General features: G+C 48.7%; 15 protein-coding genes and 1 other RNA gene. 6 read left to right on the forward strand and 10 right to left on the reverse strand.

The window, feature by feature from the left end:
- The first annotated feature begins 63 nt into the window (after positions 1 to 63).
- Positions 64 to 1,503: an Asp-tRNA(Asn)/Glu-tRNA(Gln) amidotransferase subunit GatB gene (gene gatB, locus AOG36_RS00835; protein WP_053825525.1), complete on the forward strand. Its 1,440-nt coding sequence runs from the start codon at positions 64 to 66 to the stop codon at positions 1,501 to 1,503.
- 551 nt (positions 1,504 to 2,054) lie between these two features.
- Here gatB and AOG36_RS00840 read toward each other — a convergent pair.
- From AOG36_RS00840 to AOG36_RS00875, 8 genes are all read right to left on the reverse strand, one after another.
- Entirely contained in the window at positions 2,055 to 2,846 is a 792-nt protein-coding gene (locus tag AOG36_RS00840; protein WP_231623703.1) for a VirB8 family type IV secretion system protein, read from the reverse strand.
- Positions 2,815 to 3,681 carry a pirin family protein gene (locus AOG36_RS00845; RefSeq protein ID WP_231850663.1) on the reverse strand — a complete coding sequence of 289 codons (867 nt, stop codon included), beginning with the start codon at positions 3,679 to 3,681 and terminating at the stop codon, positions 2,815 to 2,817. Before AOG36_RS00845 ends, AOG36_RS00840 begins: the two co-directional genes overlap by 32 nt.
- Before the next feature lie 63 nt (positions 3,682 to 3,744).
- On the reverse strand, positions 3,745 to 5,169 hold the full coding sequence (locus AOG36_RS00850) for a bifunctional 2-methylcitrate dehydratase/aconitate hydratase (protein ID WP_015107659.1): 1,425 nt from the start codon (positions 5,167 to 5,169) through the stop codon (positions 3,745 to 3,747).
- Between the two features lie 30 nt (positions 5,170 to 5,199).
- Complete coding sequence (locus AOG36_RS00855) at positions 5,200 to 5,847, reverse strand: YggS family pyridoxal phosphate-dependent enzyme (RefSeq protein ID WP_015107660.1); 648 nt, start codon at positions 5,845 to 5,847, stop codon at positions 5,200 to 5,202.
- Between the two features lies 1 nt (position 5,848).
- The gene (locus AOG36_RS00860; protein ID WP_015107661.1) at positions 5,849 to 7,669 is read right to left on the reverse strand and encodes a menaquinone biosynthesis decarboxylase; all 1,821 of its coding nucleotides are present in this window, start codon (positions 7,667 to 7,669) and stop codon (positions 5,849 to 5,851) included.
- A complete protein-coding gene (gene serA / locus AOG36_RS00865; RefSeq protein WP_015107662.1) occupies positions 7,670 to 9,247 on the reverse strand; it encodes a phosphoglycerate dehydrogenase in 1,578 nt (525 codons plus the stop codon).
- An 11-nt stretch (positions 9,248 to 9,258) separates the two neighbouring features.
- Complete coding sequence (locus AOG36_RS00870) at positions 9,259 to 9,765, reverse strand: hypothetical protein (RefSeq protein ID WP_015107663.1); 507 nt, start codon at positions 9,763 to 9,765, stop codon at positions 9,259 to 9,261.
- Between the two features lie 8 nt (positions 9,766 to 9,773).
- Entirely contained in the window at positions 9,774 to 11,456 is a 1,683-nt protein-coding gene (locus tag AOG36_RS00875) for a 30S ribosomal protein S1 (protein WP_015107664.1), read from the reverse strand.
- 76 nt (positions 11,457 to 11,532) lie between these two features.
- On the opposite strand from AOG36_RS00875, the gene AOG36_RS00880 reads away from it, so the two are divergent.
- Positions 11,533 to 12,381 (forward strand): glycosyltransferase, encoded by an 849-nt coding sequence (locus AOG36_RS00880; protein WP_015107665.1) that lies wholly within the window; start codon positions 11,533 to 11,535, stop codon positions 12,379 to 12,381.
- On the opposite strand, the gene AOG36_RS00885 is transcribed toward AOG36_RS00880, so the two are convergent.
- The gene (locus tag AOG36_RS00885; RefSeq protein ID WP_053825359.1) at positions 12,378 to 13,301 is read right to left on the reverse strand and encodes an LPP20 family lipoprotein; all 924 of its coding nucleotides are present in this window, start codon (positions 13,299 to 13,301) and stop codon (positions 12,378 to 12,380) included. The two genes, AOG36_RS00880 and AOG36_RS00885, sit on opposite strands and share 4 nt — an antisense overlap.
- Before the next feature lie 47 nt (positions 13,302 to 13,348).
- Positions 13,349 to 14,725 (reverse strand): COG3014 family protein, encoded by a 1,377-nt coding sequence (locus AOG36_RS00890; protein WP_053825360.1) that lies wholly within the window; start codon positions 14,723 to 14,725, stop codon positions 13,349 to 13,351.
- 70 nt (positions 14,726 to 14,795) lie between these two features.
- On the opposite strand from AOG36_RS00890, the gene ffs reads away from it, so the two are divergent.
- The 4 genes from ffs (at position 14,796) to AOG36_RS00905 (ending at position 16,935) form a co-directional block, all read left to right on the forward strand.
- Positions 14,796 to 14,893, forward strand: an RNA gene (gene ffs, locus AOG36_RS08110) — signal recognition particle sRNA small type.
- 27 nt (positions 14,894 to 14,920) lie between these two features.
- Positions 14,921 to 15,829 carry a methionyl-tRNA formyltransferase gene (fmt, locus tag AOG36_RS00895; RefSeq protein ID WP_053825361.1) on the forward strand — a complete coding sequence of 303 codons (909 nt, stop codon included), beginning with the start codon at positions 14,921 to 14,923 and terminating at the stop codon, positions 15,827 to 15,829.
- Positions 15,829 to 16,449, forward strand: a complete 621-nt coding sequence (locus tag AOG36_RS00900; RefSeq protein WP_015107669.1) for a biotin--[acetyl-CoA-carboxylase] ligase — start codon at positions 15,829 to 15,831, stop codon at positions 16,447 to 16,449. The genes fmt and AOG36_RS00900 overlap by 1 nt, the downstream gene beginning before the upstream one ends.
- A 60-nt stretch (positions 16,450 to 16,509) precedes the next feature.
- Positions 16,510 to 16,935 carry a F0F1 ATP synthase subunit B family protein gene (locus AOG36_RS00905; RefSeq protein ID WP_015107670.1) on the forward strand — a complete coding sequence of 142 codons (426 nt, stop codon included), beginning with the start codon at positions 16,510 to 16,512 and terminating at the stop codon, positions 16,933 to 16,935.

The raw sequence follows: 16,935 nt of genomic DNA on the forward strand, positions 1-16,935 counted from the left end.
CCCTATTATGCCATGATTTGTCATTTTTGCATGGTAGAATGCGCTTTTATGCTATTAACAAGGATTGCCATGTTTGAAACGATCATTGGGCTAGAAGTACACGCCCAGCTCAACACCCAAACCAAGATTTTTTGCTCTTGTGCCACGAGTTTTAAAGACACGCCCAACAGCAACACCTGCCCCGTGTGCTTAGGCTTGCCCGGGGCTTTACCCGTGCTAAACGCCGAAGCGGTGAAAAAGGCAATTGCCTTTGGCACGGCGATCAACGCCACCATTAACCAAGACAGCGTGTTCGCCCGCAAGAATTACTTTTACCCCGATCTGCCCAAGGCCTATCAAATCTCGCAATTTGATCGCCCCATTGTGGCGCGCGGGTATTTAGACATTGAAACGCCTGAAGGCGTGAAACGGATTAACATTGAGCGTGCGCACCTTGAAGAGGACGCGGGCAAGAATATACACGCTGCCAACCACTCACAAGTGGATTTAAACCGCGCGGGCACGCCCCTTTTAGAGATTGTGAGTTGCCCGGACATGAGAAGCAGTGCAGAGGCGATCAGTTATTTAAAGAAATTGCACGCCATTGTGTGCTTTTTAGACATTTGCGATGGCAACATGCAAGAGGGCAATTTTAGATGCGATGCGAATGTGTCTATCCGCCCCAAAGGCGAAACTAAGTTACTCACACGCGTGGAGATTAAAAACTTGAATAGCTTTAAGTTTATCCAAAAGGCGATTGAGTATGAGGTGGAGCGCCAAGTGGAGGCGTTTGAGAGGGGCACATATGCAAGCGAAGTCGTGCAAGAAACCCGCTTGTTTGACACGGCTAAAGGGATCACGCAGTCCATGCGCAATAAAGAAGAATCCGCCGATTACCGCTACTTTGCTGACCCCGACTTGCACCCCGTGCATATCCCCGAGAGTTTGTTGCAAGAGGGCAGAAACATTAAAGAATTGCCCGAAGCCAAGAAAGAACGCTACATGAATAGTCTAGGCTTGAAAGCCGAAGAGGCGGGCACTTTAGTGGGGAGTTTAGAGCTGGCGACCTACTTTGAGAAAATGCTAGAGCTTGGCGCGAGCGCGAAGGGGGCTTGTTCATGGCTATGTGTGGAGCTTTTGGGGCGCTTAGAGGGCAAGCAGACTTTGCAAGAGTGTTCCATAAAGCCGGACACTTTGGCTAAAATCGTGCTAGATATTGAAAACAAGCGCATTTCAGGCAAGGCGGGCAAGGAGATTTTAGACGCATTAATGAAACAAACTAGCGTAAGTCCCAAAGACATAGACACCCTCATAGAGAAGCTCGGGTTGGCGCAGGTGGGCGATGAGGACACGATTTTAAAAGCCATTGCTGAGGTTCTTCAGGGCAATGCTGATAAAGTCGCCGAATACAAGAGCGGGAAGGATAAACTCTTTGGTTTCTTCGTAGGGCAGGTGTTAAAGAGACTCAAAAACGCCAATCCGGGAGTTGTCAATCAATTGCTTAAACAAGAGCTATCCAAATAGCCAAGGCGGGGAGCTAGAGAGCTCTAATAACCCCCATAGCCCATAAAAGTTTGCTTGTGGTTGGCCTAAAATTTAGATAGGTAGCCCAACAAGGGCTCTTCCTCCTTGTAGACTGATCAAGTCTATAAAGTCTTACAAATCCCACAAAGCTATAATTTCTACTGTATTCTTATTTGATCCACGCCCACCAAGCTTTGTTATTTTTGGTTTTTACACAGCAAACTTGTTTGTATAAAGTCCCTATGGGAGCAGTGTTGGTTTTTAGGGACTTAAGGGCCACTAAAGGCAATGTCTGTGTTGGTAGAATTTTAGGCTTTGGTGGCAAAACAACCTTATAAAAAATTTGTATTTTTGTGGATTTTATAGATTTTCTCTAGCTCTTTTTAGCCCCCTTAAGCACTCCTTCTAGCGGGGGGCTAAAAGGTTGCGCTTATTCAAACCACGCCCACTAAAACTCCAAATAAAAACAGAGATTTGCTTAAAGGGCATAGGCTAAGAGGGGGCAACACAAGCTAGATTCTGCAGGGCTAGAAGGGGACTTAAGTTATGGGCTAGGGCTTTAAAGCTTTGAGGTTTTGCATTTCGGTAACGCTGTAGCGGGTAACTTCAAAGCCCGTAGGGTTTTTAGGCATCATGGCGGTGTCAAAGGCAGGCAGGGGCTTAAAAGTAAAGCTCAGCACAATGTTGTAGCGTTTCTCGCTTAGGGGGCTACCCGCCCTAAAGAGCTTTGCCACGATCTGCACTTGGGCGATGTTGTGCTCCTTGCTTTGCTTGAGCAAGGAGATGTTGATGATGTGGATGTCCCTTGTAAGCTGCTGGGCGGTGTAGATGCTGTTTTTAGAGGCCACCAAGTTTTCAAAAACCTGCCAAACCTGTGCCTCGCTTTGCAGGCGCACCACTTCATAGCGCTCCTTGTCGTCGATGTGGTTGATCGACTCTCTATCGAGCACATACTGCCCCACCAAGGAGCGCACCAAAGCCTCGTTGCTGGATAAATTGCCATCTGCCTTTTGGATAATAGCGTAATGCTTGTCTTGGTTGGCAAAATCTATGAAGTGGTGTTCGGTTTGCTTTAGGGGCAGCAAGATAATCAACGCCACCACCAATGCCAAGCTGATGAAACTAAGCAAAACCACCAAGCGGTAGGCGATGGTGGCGTTGCGCCTTTGCACCTGAAAGACGCTGTTTAAGTCCAAGTTCTGCACCGCCAAGCTCTCGATTTTGCTTGCGATGTCCTTTTCAAACTTAGCCTGCTCGGCCTGGAGTTTCGCCCACAACTCGGCAACAACGGCATCTTTTAGGGGGTCGTTGTTATTCTCCATGCCCGGCTTTAAGGGTGCCAAATTTGCCTGCTTGCAGGTCTTCTAGGGCTTGCTCAATCTCCTCTTTGCTGTTCATCACAAAAGGACCCCGCCCTACAATGGGCTCATTTAAGGGCAAACCGGTCAACACCAACACCTTGGCAGATTCTTTAGCCTGAAGGTGTACCCCTTGGCCGCCTTTTTGGAAGGTGATGAGCTGTTGGGGACCTACCTTGTATCCCTCCAGCACCACCACCCCTCCCAACACCAGCATCAAGACATTATGGTCCTCGGGCAAGAGCAAATGTAAAGACCCCTTCAAGCTCAAATCCCACACATTAATGGGGCCAAAAGATTTGGTGGGGGCCTTCATCCCCTCAAAATCCCCAGCAATGATGCGTATTTGGCTCGCCCCTAGCGTGGCTGTGGGGATTTGCTCTGCATAGATCATCTTATGTTGTGGTGGGGTCATTTTGTAGGCTTTAGGCAAATTCAGCCAAAGTTGCACCATTTCAAAAATCCCCCCTTGTTGGCAAAACCGCTTAGAGAGCAATTCTTGGTGTAAGATTCCCGAGCCCGCCGTGATCCACTGCACATCCTTGGCCCCAATGAGCCTACTTAAACCCTGTGAATCGCTGTGTTCAATCTCCCCTTGGTACACAATGCCCACCAACTCAAAACCCCGATGTGGATGTGGACCCACCCCCAAGCAATCCGTGCTCGCTTTAATATGGCGGGGCGCGATGTAATCGATCAGCAAAAAAGGATCGCCACTCTTGTGGGTTTCTTTATAAGTGAACATCGTGGCAGCATAAAACGCATTGCCCACCCAGCGTTTGGGCGGAGTCGCGTAGACTTTCTCCACTCTCTTCATCATGGACATCCTTTTTCTGACACCTAAATGGGCATTCTTGATTAAAAAACGCTCATCATTATTATCCTATACAAAGGACAATAAATCGCAAAAGCGGTTAAAGTCCATTTTCTCTAAGCGGTCTTGATCGGAAAGCAGGGTTTCAATTTGGGCGGCTTTTTTGCGTGGATAGACTTCTTTAAGGGCGTTTTGACACTTGTGTTGCAGGGCACTCAAACCCTCTTCGCGTCTAAAGCGGTGCCCTAGGGGGTATTTCACCTCCACCTTTTGCGTGCTCGAGCCGTCTTTAAAAAACACCTGCAGGGCGTTGGCAATCGCGCGCTTATGCGGTTCTTTCGCCTCCTTGGTGTAAAGGGGGCTTATTTGCACCTCTATCAAGTCCATGAGCTGTTGTAAAAAGGGGTTTTTGGCGTTTGTATCGCTATAAGAGTCCGCTCTTAAATGCCCGCGCAACAAAGCGTAGGCGATGGGATAGGCTAGGCTATATTCGCGATCCAAGCGCTGGTAAGCCTGCCCCCCGCCTGCCATGATTTTCTCCACGCCCTCTTGGGTGGTGAGTACAATTTTAGAAATTTCATCCAAACGGGGCGCAATTTGTTTATGCAAAATCAGGGCGCACTCAATGGCGGTTTGGATGGGAAATAGCGCAGGGTAGGAGATTTTATACAAGACATTTTCAATCACATGTGTGCCTAAGTTATTCAGCACTAATCCGTCTTTGGTGTGCGGCATACACACGGTTTCAAAGCCCCATTTAGGTGCACTGAGTGCCTTCACACAGCCCATTTCTCCACTCATCGCCCTTAACGCAATTTGCACCCCCCGACTTGTGGCATCCGCCCCCGCCCACGCCTGTCTAGTCGTGCTAAAGGGAGCGTGGCGAAACACCCGCAAAATCCCCCCATCCACAAAGGCATGTGAGAGCGCGCTCAAAATCTCTTCTAGTCCCCCGCCTAGCATTTTCGCCCCCACGCCAGCACTCGCCACACGCACCAACAAAGTGTGGTCCAAACCCTCATCGTAAAAGGAATTGTCCATGGCTAACACCCCCTGTATCTCATAGGCCTGCACCATGGCGTGCAAAATGTCGCGCACTTTAAGGGGCTCTTCTTGTTGGGATAAGCGCAAGCGGCTCACATAATCACCCAGTGCCCAAATTGCGCCCAAATTGTCGCTAGGGTGGCACCACTCTTTAGCCAGCCAAGTGTCGTTAAAGTCCATCCAGCGCACCATGCACGACACATTAAACGCCGCAACCACGGGCTCAAGCTGGTAGGCCGTGCCTAAAACCTTTGCCCCTAAAGGCCTAAAATCCGCCCCGGGCACACTAGGGCCTAGGAACTTCGTGCACTCAGGGTCTTTGAGTGCCATTAAAGCACAGGCAATGGAGTCTATGAGGCTTAAGGTGGCACTTTGTGTGGCGTGTTTGGGAATCTCGCCATCTAAAATGTAATGGCCTAGGGTCGTAAGAGCCGAATCGTAACTTAACATAAAACTCTCCTTTTCAATCCTTGATAAACCTTAATGAAAAAGCGCGCTGCCCACACGCACCAAATTCGCCCCATAAGCGATGGCCAGCTCAAAATCCCCGCTCATGCCCATAGAGAGGGTTTTGGCATTGGGGAGTTTGTCAAACAAATCCCTAGCAGCACTAAAGACTTGTTCGCTCTGGGCTTCAGTGGCGTTAAGAGGCCCCATCACCATTAAACCTTGCAAATGGATTTTTGGGCAGATTTGGCTAATTTGGCCGTAGGTGTCTAGGGCTTGCTCTAAAGGCACCCCGCTTTTTTGCGTCTCATTGGCAATATTCACCTGCAACAGGGCATTTAAAGGCTCTTTCGCTCTTGTATCTATGGCCTTAGCGAGTTCTAAAGAGTGCAGGCTATGCAACAAGGCCGGCTTTAGCTCTAGTAGTTTATTGATTTTATTGTGTTGCAGGGGGCCTAGCATGTGCCACTCTAGGGGCAAGTCTTGCAAGACACTAGCTTTGCGCCCAAACTCTTGTATGTAATTCTCTCCAAAGGCGCGTTGTCCGCAGGCGTATAACTCTTGCACCTGCTTGATACTGGCGTATTTAGACACCGCCACAAGTTGCACGATGTGGTGCGGGCTGTAGGCGAGGCGGGCTTTTTCAATGCGCTCAATCAAATCAGCAAGCCGTTGTTGCATATCAGCCTTTCGGGGAGTGGTGGATGTGGTATTTTTCATAGAGTGGGTCGCTTAAAGGCGGGATTAGCCCCTTGTTAGCGAGGCTTTCTAGCACGCTTAGGGTGCAATCGGTTTCTTTAGGCCACTCTCTGGTGTGCCCCTCGAGCGCGCCTTTATCAGTCGCGTCTATGCAGATTAAGGGGGGCTTTAGCCAAATGTCGCGCTGTGCGTCTATGTTGTTGGTAACCCGCCAAAGGAGCATATAGGGGTTGTTTAAATCATTCTTGTGGCTGTCCACAAAAATGAGCGCGCTCACATGGGGGGCTAGGGGCTCTAAATCTTTGAAAAGGAGCACTAGGGGGGTGGTCTTTTCTACACCCACCACTGCAATGGGGTTTTTACTCTCTAAGCCGTATTGCCTTAAGTTTTGCACTTGAGGCATTAAATCTTGCAGGCGAGCTAAAAGCTCAAGGTCTCTTAGGGGGGTTTTGGGGTGTGGGGTGGGCTCTAGGGCGACTAGGCCTAACTTGCCCCCAAAGGCGTAGGTGGGGCTAGCGTGATCTAAGGCATCGCACACGCCTTGAGAAAATAGGCTTTGGCCTAAATCTAGGTGGTCTAAAATGTGGCGAAAAAGGGCGGGATAATCGGTGAGTTTGGGCGCATTCTTGCCAACAAAGATGGCATGCTTGACAAAGCTCATTTGCCCGGTGCCCCAAAAGTGGTGCATGATTTGGTGGGCGTGGCCCGGGTAGCTGGGCGCAATTTGGGCTAGGATGAGATTATGGAACACCCCATTTTCGGGCATGTGATAATCCAGTAGCCCATGTGCGCTCTTTTTGAGTAAGGGCAAAAACAGCCTTTCGGTGAAGTAGCCCATATACTTATCTTCTAAAGGGGGCTTGCCGACCACACTGGCTAAGTAAATGGGATTGTCTTTCAAGTGCATCGCCTGCACTTCTAACACGGGGTAGGGCTCTTTAGGCGTGTAAAAACCCGTGTGATCGCCAAAAGGCCCCTCCATTTCTAAACACTCTGCTTCCACCCACCCCTCAAGCACAATGTCCGCATCCGTAGGCACAGCAAGCGGGTTTGTAAGGCAGGGCATCAGCTGCGCGCTCTTGCCCCGAATCAAGCCATACAAGGCAAGCTCAAAGACTCCATAGGGCAGGGGGGCTTGCCCGCACCACGCATACAATGCGTCCCCACCGATCGCCACGCTCACGGGCATTTTCACTCCCGCCTCTTTGTAGGCGTGGAAGAAGTGGTTCGAGTCTTTATGGATTTGCCAGTGCAGGCCGAGGCGGTTCTTGCCCTGCACTTGCAAGCGGTAAAGCCCTAAATTGTGGTGTTTCTTGTCTAGGCTTTGGGTGTAAATCTGCCCCATGGTGATGAAGGGGGCGGCATCGTGCTCCCAAGTGGTTAAAATGGGCAGTTTGTTTAAATCCACCCGGTCATCCTTAAAGACTTGCCTTTTGGGGGGAGTTTTAGAGATTTTGGGCAAGCTAAAGCGTAGGTTGCAAAGGTTTTTGGCTAGCCCTAAGAAGTCTTTAAAGCTTTTGGGCTTTTGTAAATTGAGCAGGCTTTCTAGTTGCGCTTGGCAGTCCTCAATGGAGCGGTTGATGACAAATTCTAACCGCTCTTTCGCGCCAAAGACATTCATTAAAACGGGAATATTTATGGGAGTGTCGCCCCTTTTGGGCCGTGTGAACAACAACGCCTGCCCGCCCCTGGGTTTTTTGGCCTCAATGTAGGCGATGTGCGGGATTTCTAGGCAAATGTCTAGGGGCGTGTCTAGCACGCATAAATCCCCCCGCTCTTTGAGTTTAGCGATGAGCTCTTGCAACTAGATAGAGACCACGGACACGCCTAGGCAATGGGGGACTTCTTGCAGATCGTGTAGGATTTTTGGATTAATGGGCGCATCTACGAGAATGGCGGCCAAAGCCTCAGCTTTGGCGTTGCGCCCCAGTCTAAAGTCGGCGATGTTGATGTTGTGTTTGGCTAAAGTGTGCCCCACATTGCCGATCACCCCGGGCTTGTCAGTGTTTTTAAATAGAATCATCGTGCCTTGCGGCTTAACATCCATTTCAAAGCCATCTATGTTGGTGATTTTTAAAATGTCATCGCTAAAGGCGGTGGCACTGATTTGGGTGCTGTAATGGGGGGCACTTAATTGCAGTGTAATAAAATTCGTGTAGGGGGTCGCGTCCTCTAGAGTCTTGGTGGTTAAATGGATGTTGCGCTCACTAGCGACATGGGGGGCGTTGACATAGTTGATTTTATCGCCAAGGCTGGGCTTTAATAGTCCCATTAGGGCGAAGGTGAGTAAGGAATTGCCGTATTCACAAATGGGGCCAGCCAGGGTGAGCTCTAAGGCACTCCACGCGCCCTTATGCACCTGGGCGCAGAAGAAGCCGAGCTTTTGAGCGAGCTGTAAATAGGGCTTGGCATAGGGGGCGATGTTGTCTTGGATAGGGATGTTTAGGGCGTTTGGATAAGAACTCCCCCTCAAAGATTCGATCACCGCTTGGGCGGCTTCTTTGGCGATCTGTGCTTGGGACTCATAGGTGTTTGCCCCAATGTGCGGCGTACCATAGACATTGTCTAGCTCTAAAAGGGGGTTGTTTGTGCCCGGCTCTTTGCTAAAAACATCGATGCCAAGCCAGCGCACTTTTTTAGACTTTAAGGCTGCATATAGGGCTTCTTCATTGTAAAGCCCACCCCTAGCGCAGTTGATTAAAATCACGCCCTCCTTCATTTGGGCGATCTGCTCGCGGTCGATGATATTGATCGTCTCTTTGTTCTTGGGCGTGTGGATGGTGATGATGTCGCAGGCTAAAATGTCTTTAAAGTCCTTCGTGTAGAGCACGCCCAAATCGGTGGCTTTGGACTTGGGGATGTAGGGGTCGTAGGTGAGAACCTCCATGCCAAAAGCCAGAGCCCGAACACCCACCCTTGATCCGATATTGCCAAAGCCGATGATGCCTAGTTTCTTGCCATAAAGCTCTGTGCCATACCAATCCTCTCGCTTCCATAGGTGTTCGTGTTTGAGTTGGGTGTTTGCCCCGGGCAAGCGACGCACGGCGTTTAACATGTGTGCCATGGTGAGCTCCACGGCGGCGATCGTGTTGGCGGTGGGGACATTCATCACCACAATGCCCTTTTGTGAGCACAGATCAATGTCTACATTGTCCACACCCACGCCCGCGCGTACAATCGCCTTCAACTTGGTGGTGTGGGCGAGCAAATGTGCGTTTACGGCAGTCATGCTCCTTGTGATGAGCGCGTCCACCTCCCTAATCGCTTCAGGTAAGGCGGCCTTTTCAAGGGTGGAAAAATCCAAAACTTCTAAATCTGCGTGTTCGCATAAAAGGCGCACCCCCCCCTCGTGGATGGGGTCGCAAATGGCAATTTTTGGCATGGCACTTCCTTTTAATCAAGCTGATAGGGGATTTCGTAGTACTTCAAGTCTTCTAGAAATCGTGTCGTGGCGTTGGGGAGATAGATGATCAAGGTTGCTCTGGATTTCTTGCGGTCCAAAGCAAAATCAATGTGCTTGGTTTTCAAGATTTCTTGCAAACAAAAGAGCTTATAGTTGTCTAGGTTTTTCACTAAGACCTTGCGTACTGGGGTACTCTCCAAGAACTCAATGCCCATTTTCCTTTCAAAAGCGGGGTAGATGAAAGGGGGTTTTGCCACCGCTCCAGCAATGGGATGCGCTTCATGCAAGGATTGGCTAAACACCTCCTTTAAACCCTGTTCCTGCTCTAAGGTTGGGGCGTGGGCACGCACCGGTTCGTGTATGCTATATTCCTCGTAGGCAGTGTGGGGTTTGCGGTGTTTAGAAAGATACACTCTATAGCCCAAAAAGCCTGCCACCCCTAAAGCCACTGCCACCACAAACCACAGCACAAGGGCACGGAACTTGGCAATTCTCATCGATCAAGTTAGAACTTTTTGCTAAACCCGCCTATTTTGTCGCCTAGAGTCATTTTGCTATCTTTGGCATTGAAGGCGTGGAGTTGGTCCTGCTCTCTCTTGTGTTCTAAGCGGCGCACACTTGCCCTCACGCGGTTATTGCCTTTTTCAATCGCCACAACCACGCTGGTCACCATATCCCCCATTTTGAGCTCTTCCTTTTTCAATGGGTAGATATCCTCGGCCTTGATGAGCACATCAACGCCCTCCACACTCACAAAAATGCCAAAATCCTTCATCCCCACGATCTTACCCTCAATGATGCCGCCCACTTTATGTTTTTGGCTAAAGGTTTCTGTGGGCGAGGCCTTCGCGTATTTCATTTCTAAAGAGATTTTCTCATTGTCTTTGTCGATTTTAAGGATTTTAGTTTTCACCACATCCCCGACCTTGAAATGGTCTTTGCATTTTTGGTCCTGCTCCCAAAACGCATCTTTGTTGTGTAGCAGGCCATCCACACCCCCTAAATTGATGAACGCCCCAAAGTTGGTCAAAGTGGCGACTTTGCCCTCGATCACATCGCCCACGCGGTGTTTAGACACAAATTCGTTGAAGGGTTTGTCTGAGAGTTGTTTTAAAGATACACGCAAACGGCGGTTTTTGCTGTCGATCTCGATGATTTTAACATCGATCTCTTGGTTGAGCTCCAAGTAGTCGCTGGGGTGTTTGACATCTTTGTTCCACGAAATCTCTGAGATGTGTAAAAAACCCTCAATATCGTTGCCAATATCCACAAACACGCCGTAGTTTTCAATGTTGCTCACCACGACTTTAATCGCATAGCCCACTTTTAATTTGGTTTGAATCTCTTCCCAAGGATCTTCCATAGTGGCTTTAATGGAGAGCAACAGGCGTTTTTTCTTCTCATCGTAAGATAAGGCCTTCACCTGTACCACATCGCCCTCTTTAAAGTGTTTAGCGGGGTTGGTAGAGCCCCTATGGGTGATCTCGGTATAATGTACCAAGCCCTCGACCCCCTCTACCTCCACAAACACGCCAAAGCTCGTCACACTTTTGACCACACCCGTATAAATAGCACCCGATTCGACGAGTTTTTGGGATTGTTCGTGTTGGTATTTGCTGTAAATATCGAAGAAGCGTTTGCGTGAGATCGCGATCGAAGCGTTCTTAGGGTCGATCGCCGTGATGCAGGCTTTAATGTGCTTGCCAATGTGCTTGGCATCCCTTTTTAAAGACGATTGCGCCTTGGAGAGGAAATACTCCACGCCCTCATTGTCCACCACGATGTAACCACCCTTGTTCTCCCTAGCGACCTTGCCCTCCACGATTTTTTCTTTAAAATCTCCACCCAAAGATTGGATTTTTTCTTGGTTTTTAACAAAGGCCAGTGCCCGCTTATAAGACACGCTGGGCCGCTCGCCCTTTTGGGACACATAGACCTGGATCGTGTCGTTTACTCCAAAGAGCAACTCTCCTTGAGCGTCCCTAATTTCACTCAAGGGCAAACGCCCCTCTGTTTTGCCCCCCACACTCACCATCGCGTAGTCTTCTTGTTCGTTGATCGAAACAACCACACCCTCTCTAAGCGCGCCTTTTTGCTCCACCTCTTCGGCTTGCATATACTCCTGCATGTAGTCCTGAAACTCTTTGGACTCGCTATGGCTGCCTAGAGACTCTAATTCTTTATTCATTACAAACACCCTTTTTACAACAAAATTAGTTACAATTATAGCTTTAATTCCCTTATAATTGGTGAAAAAAGTGAACATGGAGAGCCATACTTACACCTTTAGAAACACCCATTTTAAAAGCGTGTCCTTGATCATCACCACCTATAACCAAGAGCGTCGCTTGCAAATGGTGCTTGATTCGGTGCTGAACTTGGCATGTCTGCCTAGCGAAGTGTTGATCGCTGACGATGGGAGCGGACCCAAGACTAAGGATTTGGTTGAAAGTTACCAACTCCTTTTCGCCCAAAAGAATTTGCCCTTAAAACATGTATGGCAAGAAGATTTGGGTTTTAGGGCTGCTAAGAGCCGCAACAACGCCATCAAAGAAGCCACAAGCGAATACATCATCACCATCGATACGGACATCATTCTATCTTCCATGTTCATTGCCGACCACATGCACTTTGCCCATCCTGGGGTGTTGGCGCAAGGTACCCGTTTGACCCTAGATTCCACAGAGAGCAACCAGCTTTTAGAAAGGGGAGATTTTCGCCTAGCCTACGCCAAGAAATCATTGAAAAATTTCCGTTGTTTGCCCCTTGCCCGCCTGGTTGCATGGCGGATGCGCACCGCTAAGGTGTTGGAAGATGCCCAGGTGTGGCGCAATGGAATTGGGTGGGTGAGGAGCGCAAACATGGGTTTTAGCAAGGCGGATTTTAACGCCATCGAAGGATTTAACGAGGAGTATATCGGCTGGGGCGGAGAAGATGGGGAGTTTGTCATGCGTTTTTTATTCAACGGGGGGCGGGTGCAAAAACTGCGCTTTTGCGCCCTAGCGTACCACATTTATCACCCCGAAAACAGTCGACACAATCTACACACCAACCACCTCATCACCATCAGGACCCTGCTTGGCAAAAAGATCAGCTGGAAAGACCCCCCCTAAAATTCTATATTGTCTGAATTGACATCGGCTGTGCCTGCCCCCACGCCATTTTGGTAGTTGCGCAGTTGTTTAAACGCCTGCGCTTTGATGCGCTCGATGGCAAAACTGCGGGTGCGCTGGTCGGCACTTAGGTGCTTGGAGTAAACAACATCCCCTTGGCAGTTTTTGATGTTGATGTCTAACCCGATATGAAACAGCCCATTACCCTCGCTGGTGTAAAGCTTATTGTTGATGGTATAAAAGCCTGGGGCTGTGGTTTGGTCCACAAAGCGTGCGTATTGGCCGGTGAGGGCATTGGCGATTTCAGGGTCTGCTCCATTAGCAAAAATAATTTGTGCCTTGGGTTTGGGGCTGTTGGCCTTGATGAGTTCTTGATAGGAGGTTAGAGAGGCTGAGGCGCGTCCATAGGCACTCAAAATCTCTTGCATGGGGGTCATTTTGTCTAAGAGGCTTTGGATTTGCTGCTTTTCTTTGATGAATATCCCCTTGCAACCTTGGGCGGGCTTAAAAGGGCTCAGGGTGTTGTAAAGGTCGGCGTAGCGTTTAGAGAGCAGGTTTAAGAACATGTTTTTATCCATGCGCACACGGGTGTAGCACTTGTCCCTATGGCACTCTTGTTTGTCGGTGTCTACATGCACCAATTTAAGCGAATCGACCACAAGTTTGATGTTTTGGCTGGATTTTTTATCCAGTGTCTTGTTGTGTCTAGTGGTGGTACTGGTGGTTTTAGAGGATACATGCACTGAGATGCTGCTGGCTAAATCGTTCAACGCCTTTTCCTTGGCGGCTTCTTTGCTGTTGCCTGAACCACTGCCGTAGAAAAACTGAGGTTTATTTGGGGTGTGCTCATACCAGTGGGGGATGGCTTGCAAACAAAGGGGTAAGCTAAGCACTGCAATCCAAGATTTTTTAGAAACCATGCAAAACTCCTTCATCAAAAAATCCATTTTAACACAAGATAACCAATTTACCACAATCTCCACACCCGCCCCGAAGTTTCAAAGCTGCGAATGTACAAAACATGGTCTTTGCCAGCGCAAAAGTCTTTAGACTCGGGCGGGGGGGTGCTTACTTGGCAGGACACAAACTTAAATCTAAAGATTTCTTGCCCATCGGCTAAGACATGGATGGGTTGTCTGTAGCTGTTTTTTAAGCGTAGGATGTAAAACTTATGGGGGAAAAGGGCGGGGGAGCGGATGTCTGCCGAGGTGCTCGCTGCCGCATAAATAGAGGAAAACAACCCGCCCAACACGCCCAAGTATTGATTGGATACCGCCTCTAGCCCCACTTTTAGGGCGGTGGATGTGAGTGCACGGGTGAGGATATAGGGCAGTTGTTTTTTAAACTCGCTGGCAATGAGCGCGTCTAAGAGTAATAGATTTTCAAAGATTTCTTGCCTTTGTCCCACTTGCACACTAAAGGAGCTTCTAAAGTCCATGCCGTCCTTAAGTTGCGGGAGAGCTAGGCTAGCATCATAAATCCCATTGGGCAGGGGCAAGGGAACATTGATTTTAAACTCTTGTTTGGTCGCCTGCTGTCCGTCCTCAATAAAAATCCATGTGAAGCGTTGCTTGGAGGGGTATTGGAAGAACAACAAATCCTCGCCTATGGTGGTGGAGTGGCTGATTCCATAGGCTTCTTTGAGATAGTCTAGTCCCTTGTTTAGGTCGTTGTTCTCCACAAAAAACAACCCAGATAGGTAGGACACCACGGGGTTGATGAGGTCATTGTAGGCATAGAAGTCGTTGAGGTTGGTGTATTCATTGTTTAGGATTTCTTGTACCTGGGCGTTGGATTGACGGGCACTAAGGTGGCCAGAGCCTTGTTGTTGCATTTTCTCAACTGCCTTGCGGATCTCTTTATTGTAAAACTCCTTAGCCCGTCTTTGGCGGTCATTTGCCCTATTAAACTCCACCCGTGCATCTTTAGGATTGCCCATCAAAAGGTAATCTATCGCCTTATAGTAGTTTAAAAGTACCCCCTCGTAGACATTGCCCGTGTAGGCCCTAACATTGTCATTCACCAACACCGCCCCCACAGTACCTAAAGAGCGGCTAAAGAGGTTATGGTGGTGGTCGTAGCGCAACTCGGCGAGGTTTAAAGCTCTAATGGATTGCGGGTATTGATCGGCCATTAAAGCGCTCATGCCCTGTTGCAAGTCCCACAATAAGGCATTGCTGTGGTCTTTGTGTGCCATTTTTTTAGAAAAAGCATAGGCCTCTTTAAACTGCGCGCCGTTGTAATAAATTTGGTTGAAGCGCTGCAACTGCTCTCGATTGCCCGTGCAACCCGCCAAAAAGCCCAACACCACCACCACAAAAATCCAAGCTGTTATTCTCTGCATCAACACCCTTAAACCTTTTTGCCATTTTATCAAAATGTAAGCAAACCTATAAGATAATTTAGTTTGCCTTTTCTTAGACCTATGCAATGGGGTATTTAAACAACGCTTCAGGGTGGGAACACAGCAGAGCATTTAGGTATCTTGTGTGCCTTAGCCATCTGAGAAGGGGCTTTAAACCACATTTAAGTTTTAAACATGCGTGTTTTGTTCATGGGAACTCCCCATTTTGCCCGTGTGGTGTTGCAACAGCTCTTTTTAGAGGGCTTTGACATTGTCGGGCTTGTAACCCAGCCTAGCAAACCCTTTGGGCGGCAATACCAGTTGAAAGACAGCGCAACCAAGACCTTTATTTTAGAAAATCACCCATACATTCCTATTTTAGAGCCAAATAAAATTGACGAAGAGGCCTTGCAGGCCATTGCCACTTTAGAGCCCGACAAAATCGTAGTTGTGGCCTATGGCAAGATTTTACCCCAAGCCTTGCTAGATTTAGCCCCATGTTTAAATTTGCACGGCTCGATCCTACCTCAATTTAGGGGGGCTAGCCCTTTGCAAGAAATGATTTTACACGATTTGCCCGCCTATGGCGTGAGCGTGATTTTAATGGACGCACACATGGACACGGGGGACATCTTGGGCGTGGCTTCATTTAAAAAAGACAAAGATTATAATTTGCAAGACTTGGGCACAAGGCTGGCCATCTTGGGCGCGGAGCTTATGGCAGGCGTGCTTAAAAACTTTGAAAACATCACACCTGTGGCGCAAGATCACAGCCAAGCCACCTATTGCAAGAAAATCAGCAAAATCGATGGCTTGGTGGATTTTAGTGAGGCTAAAGGGCTCTATTTAAAATATCTGGCCTACTACCCATGGCCTGGAGTGTTTTTAAGAAGCGGGCTAAAACTCCTTAGTATTGAGCTGCTAAGCACAGCAGAGAAACACCAAGAGGGCAAGATTTTAACGATAGATGGCGAGGGAGTACTCGTGGGGTGCGCTAGGGGGGTGCTAAAGATCGCTAAAGTGCAGGCCCCGGGCAAACAAAAAGTCGCAACAAGGGCGTACTTGAGTGGCAAGCGTTTGAAAGTCGGGGATATCTTAAGTTGATGCAAATTTTAGAGTTTGGGAGCCTGCCCTCCACGCAAGTGTATTTGGCCGAGCAGATTAGAAACAAGAGCCTCAAGTCCCCTATTTGCGTGTGGGCGCACAAACAAAGCGCGGGCATAGGCAGTCGCGGGCAGGCGTGGGAGAGCGTGGATAAGGCTCTCACTTTTTCCTTTGCGCTCAACATAGATACCCACATCCCTAAACAGAGTCTAAGCCTATACTTTGGTTATCTATTTAAACAAGCCCTACACAGCTTGGGACATACAGAGGTGTGGCTCAAGTGGCCCAATGATTTGTATGTCGGGGATGCGAAAGTGGGTGGGGTGATGAGCCAAATATACAAGGACATAGTCATTTGCGGGATTGGGCTGAATATCCACGCGCGCGCGCATGCCAGCGTTGCCCTGCCCCCTAAAGAGGCTCTACACGCCTTTTTAGAGAGCCTTCAACCCCCCCCCACTTGGGCGGACATTTTTAAAGCCTATAAAATCGACTTTGAGCGCACCAACTCTGGGCAATTCTTTAAACACGAAAGCGGATTAATCCCCCTATCTCAAGCCACCATGCGCTCCGATGGCGGGTTAGAGATTGCCGGGCAAGTCTATTACTCCCGGCGCTAAAGCCACTAACAAGCTTAAGCGTGCTAGAATAAGAGTTTTTATCGGTAAAGGATTTGGCGCATGAGCATTACAATCAATGTCTATTTAATGGCGGTGGTTTTCATCACCTTCATCACTCTTTTAGTGTCGCTGAGTGGCGGGGTGTATAAGCCCCTGCTTGCCAACATGGATGCAAGGGAGGATTCCATGCTTAAAGACAGGCGTAACATCGAGCAACTGCACCAAGAAGTGCAAGGCTACCAACAGGAAGCCCAAAATATCCTAAAAGAAGCTCGTTTGCAAGCGGATAAAATCATGCAGGACGCGCTTTACAACGCAAGGTCGAACTATGAGTCGGTCGTGGCACAAAAGGAGGAGGAGCTAGAGAAACAAGCCGAGCAAGTCGCCCTAGCATTAAAGGAAAGTAAAAGTAATTTGAAATTACAATTAGCCCGTGATTTGCCCGCTTTAGAGGCTTTGTTGAAACTAAAAATATCTCAAATTTAA

This window comes from Helicobacter heilmannii (assembly GCF_001283065.1).
Taxonomy (GTDB): Bacteria; Campylobacterota; Campylobacteria; order Campylobacterales; family Helicobacteraceae; genus Helicobacter; species Helicobacter heilmannii.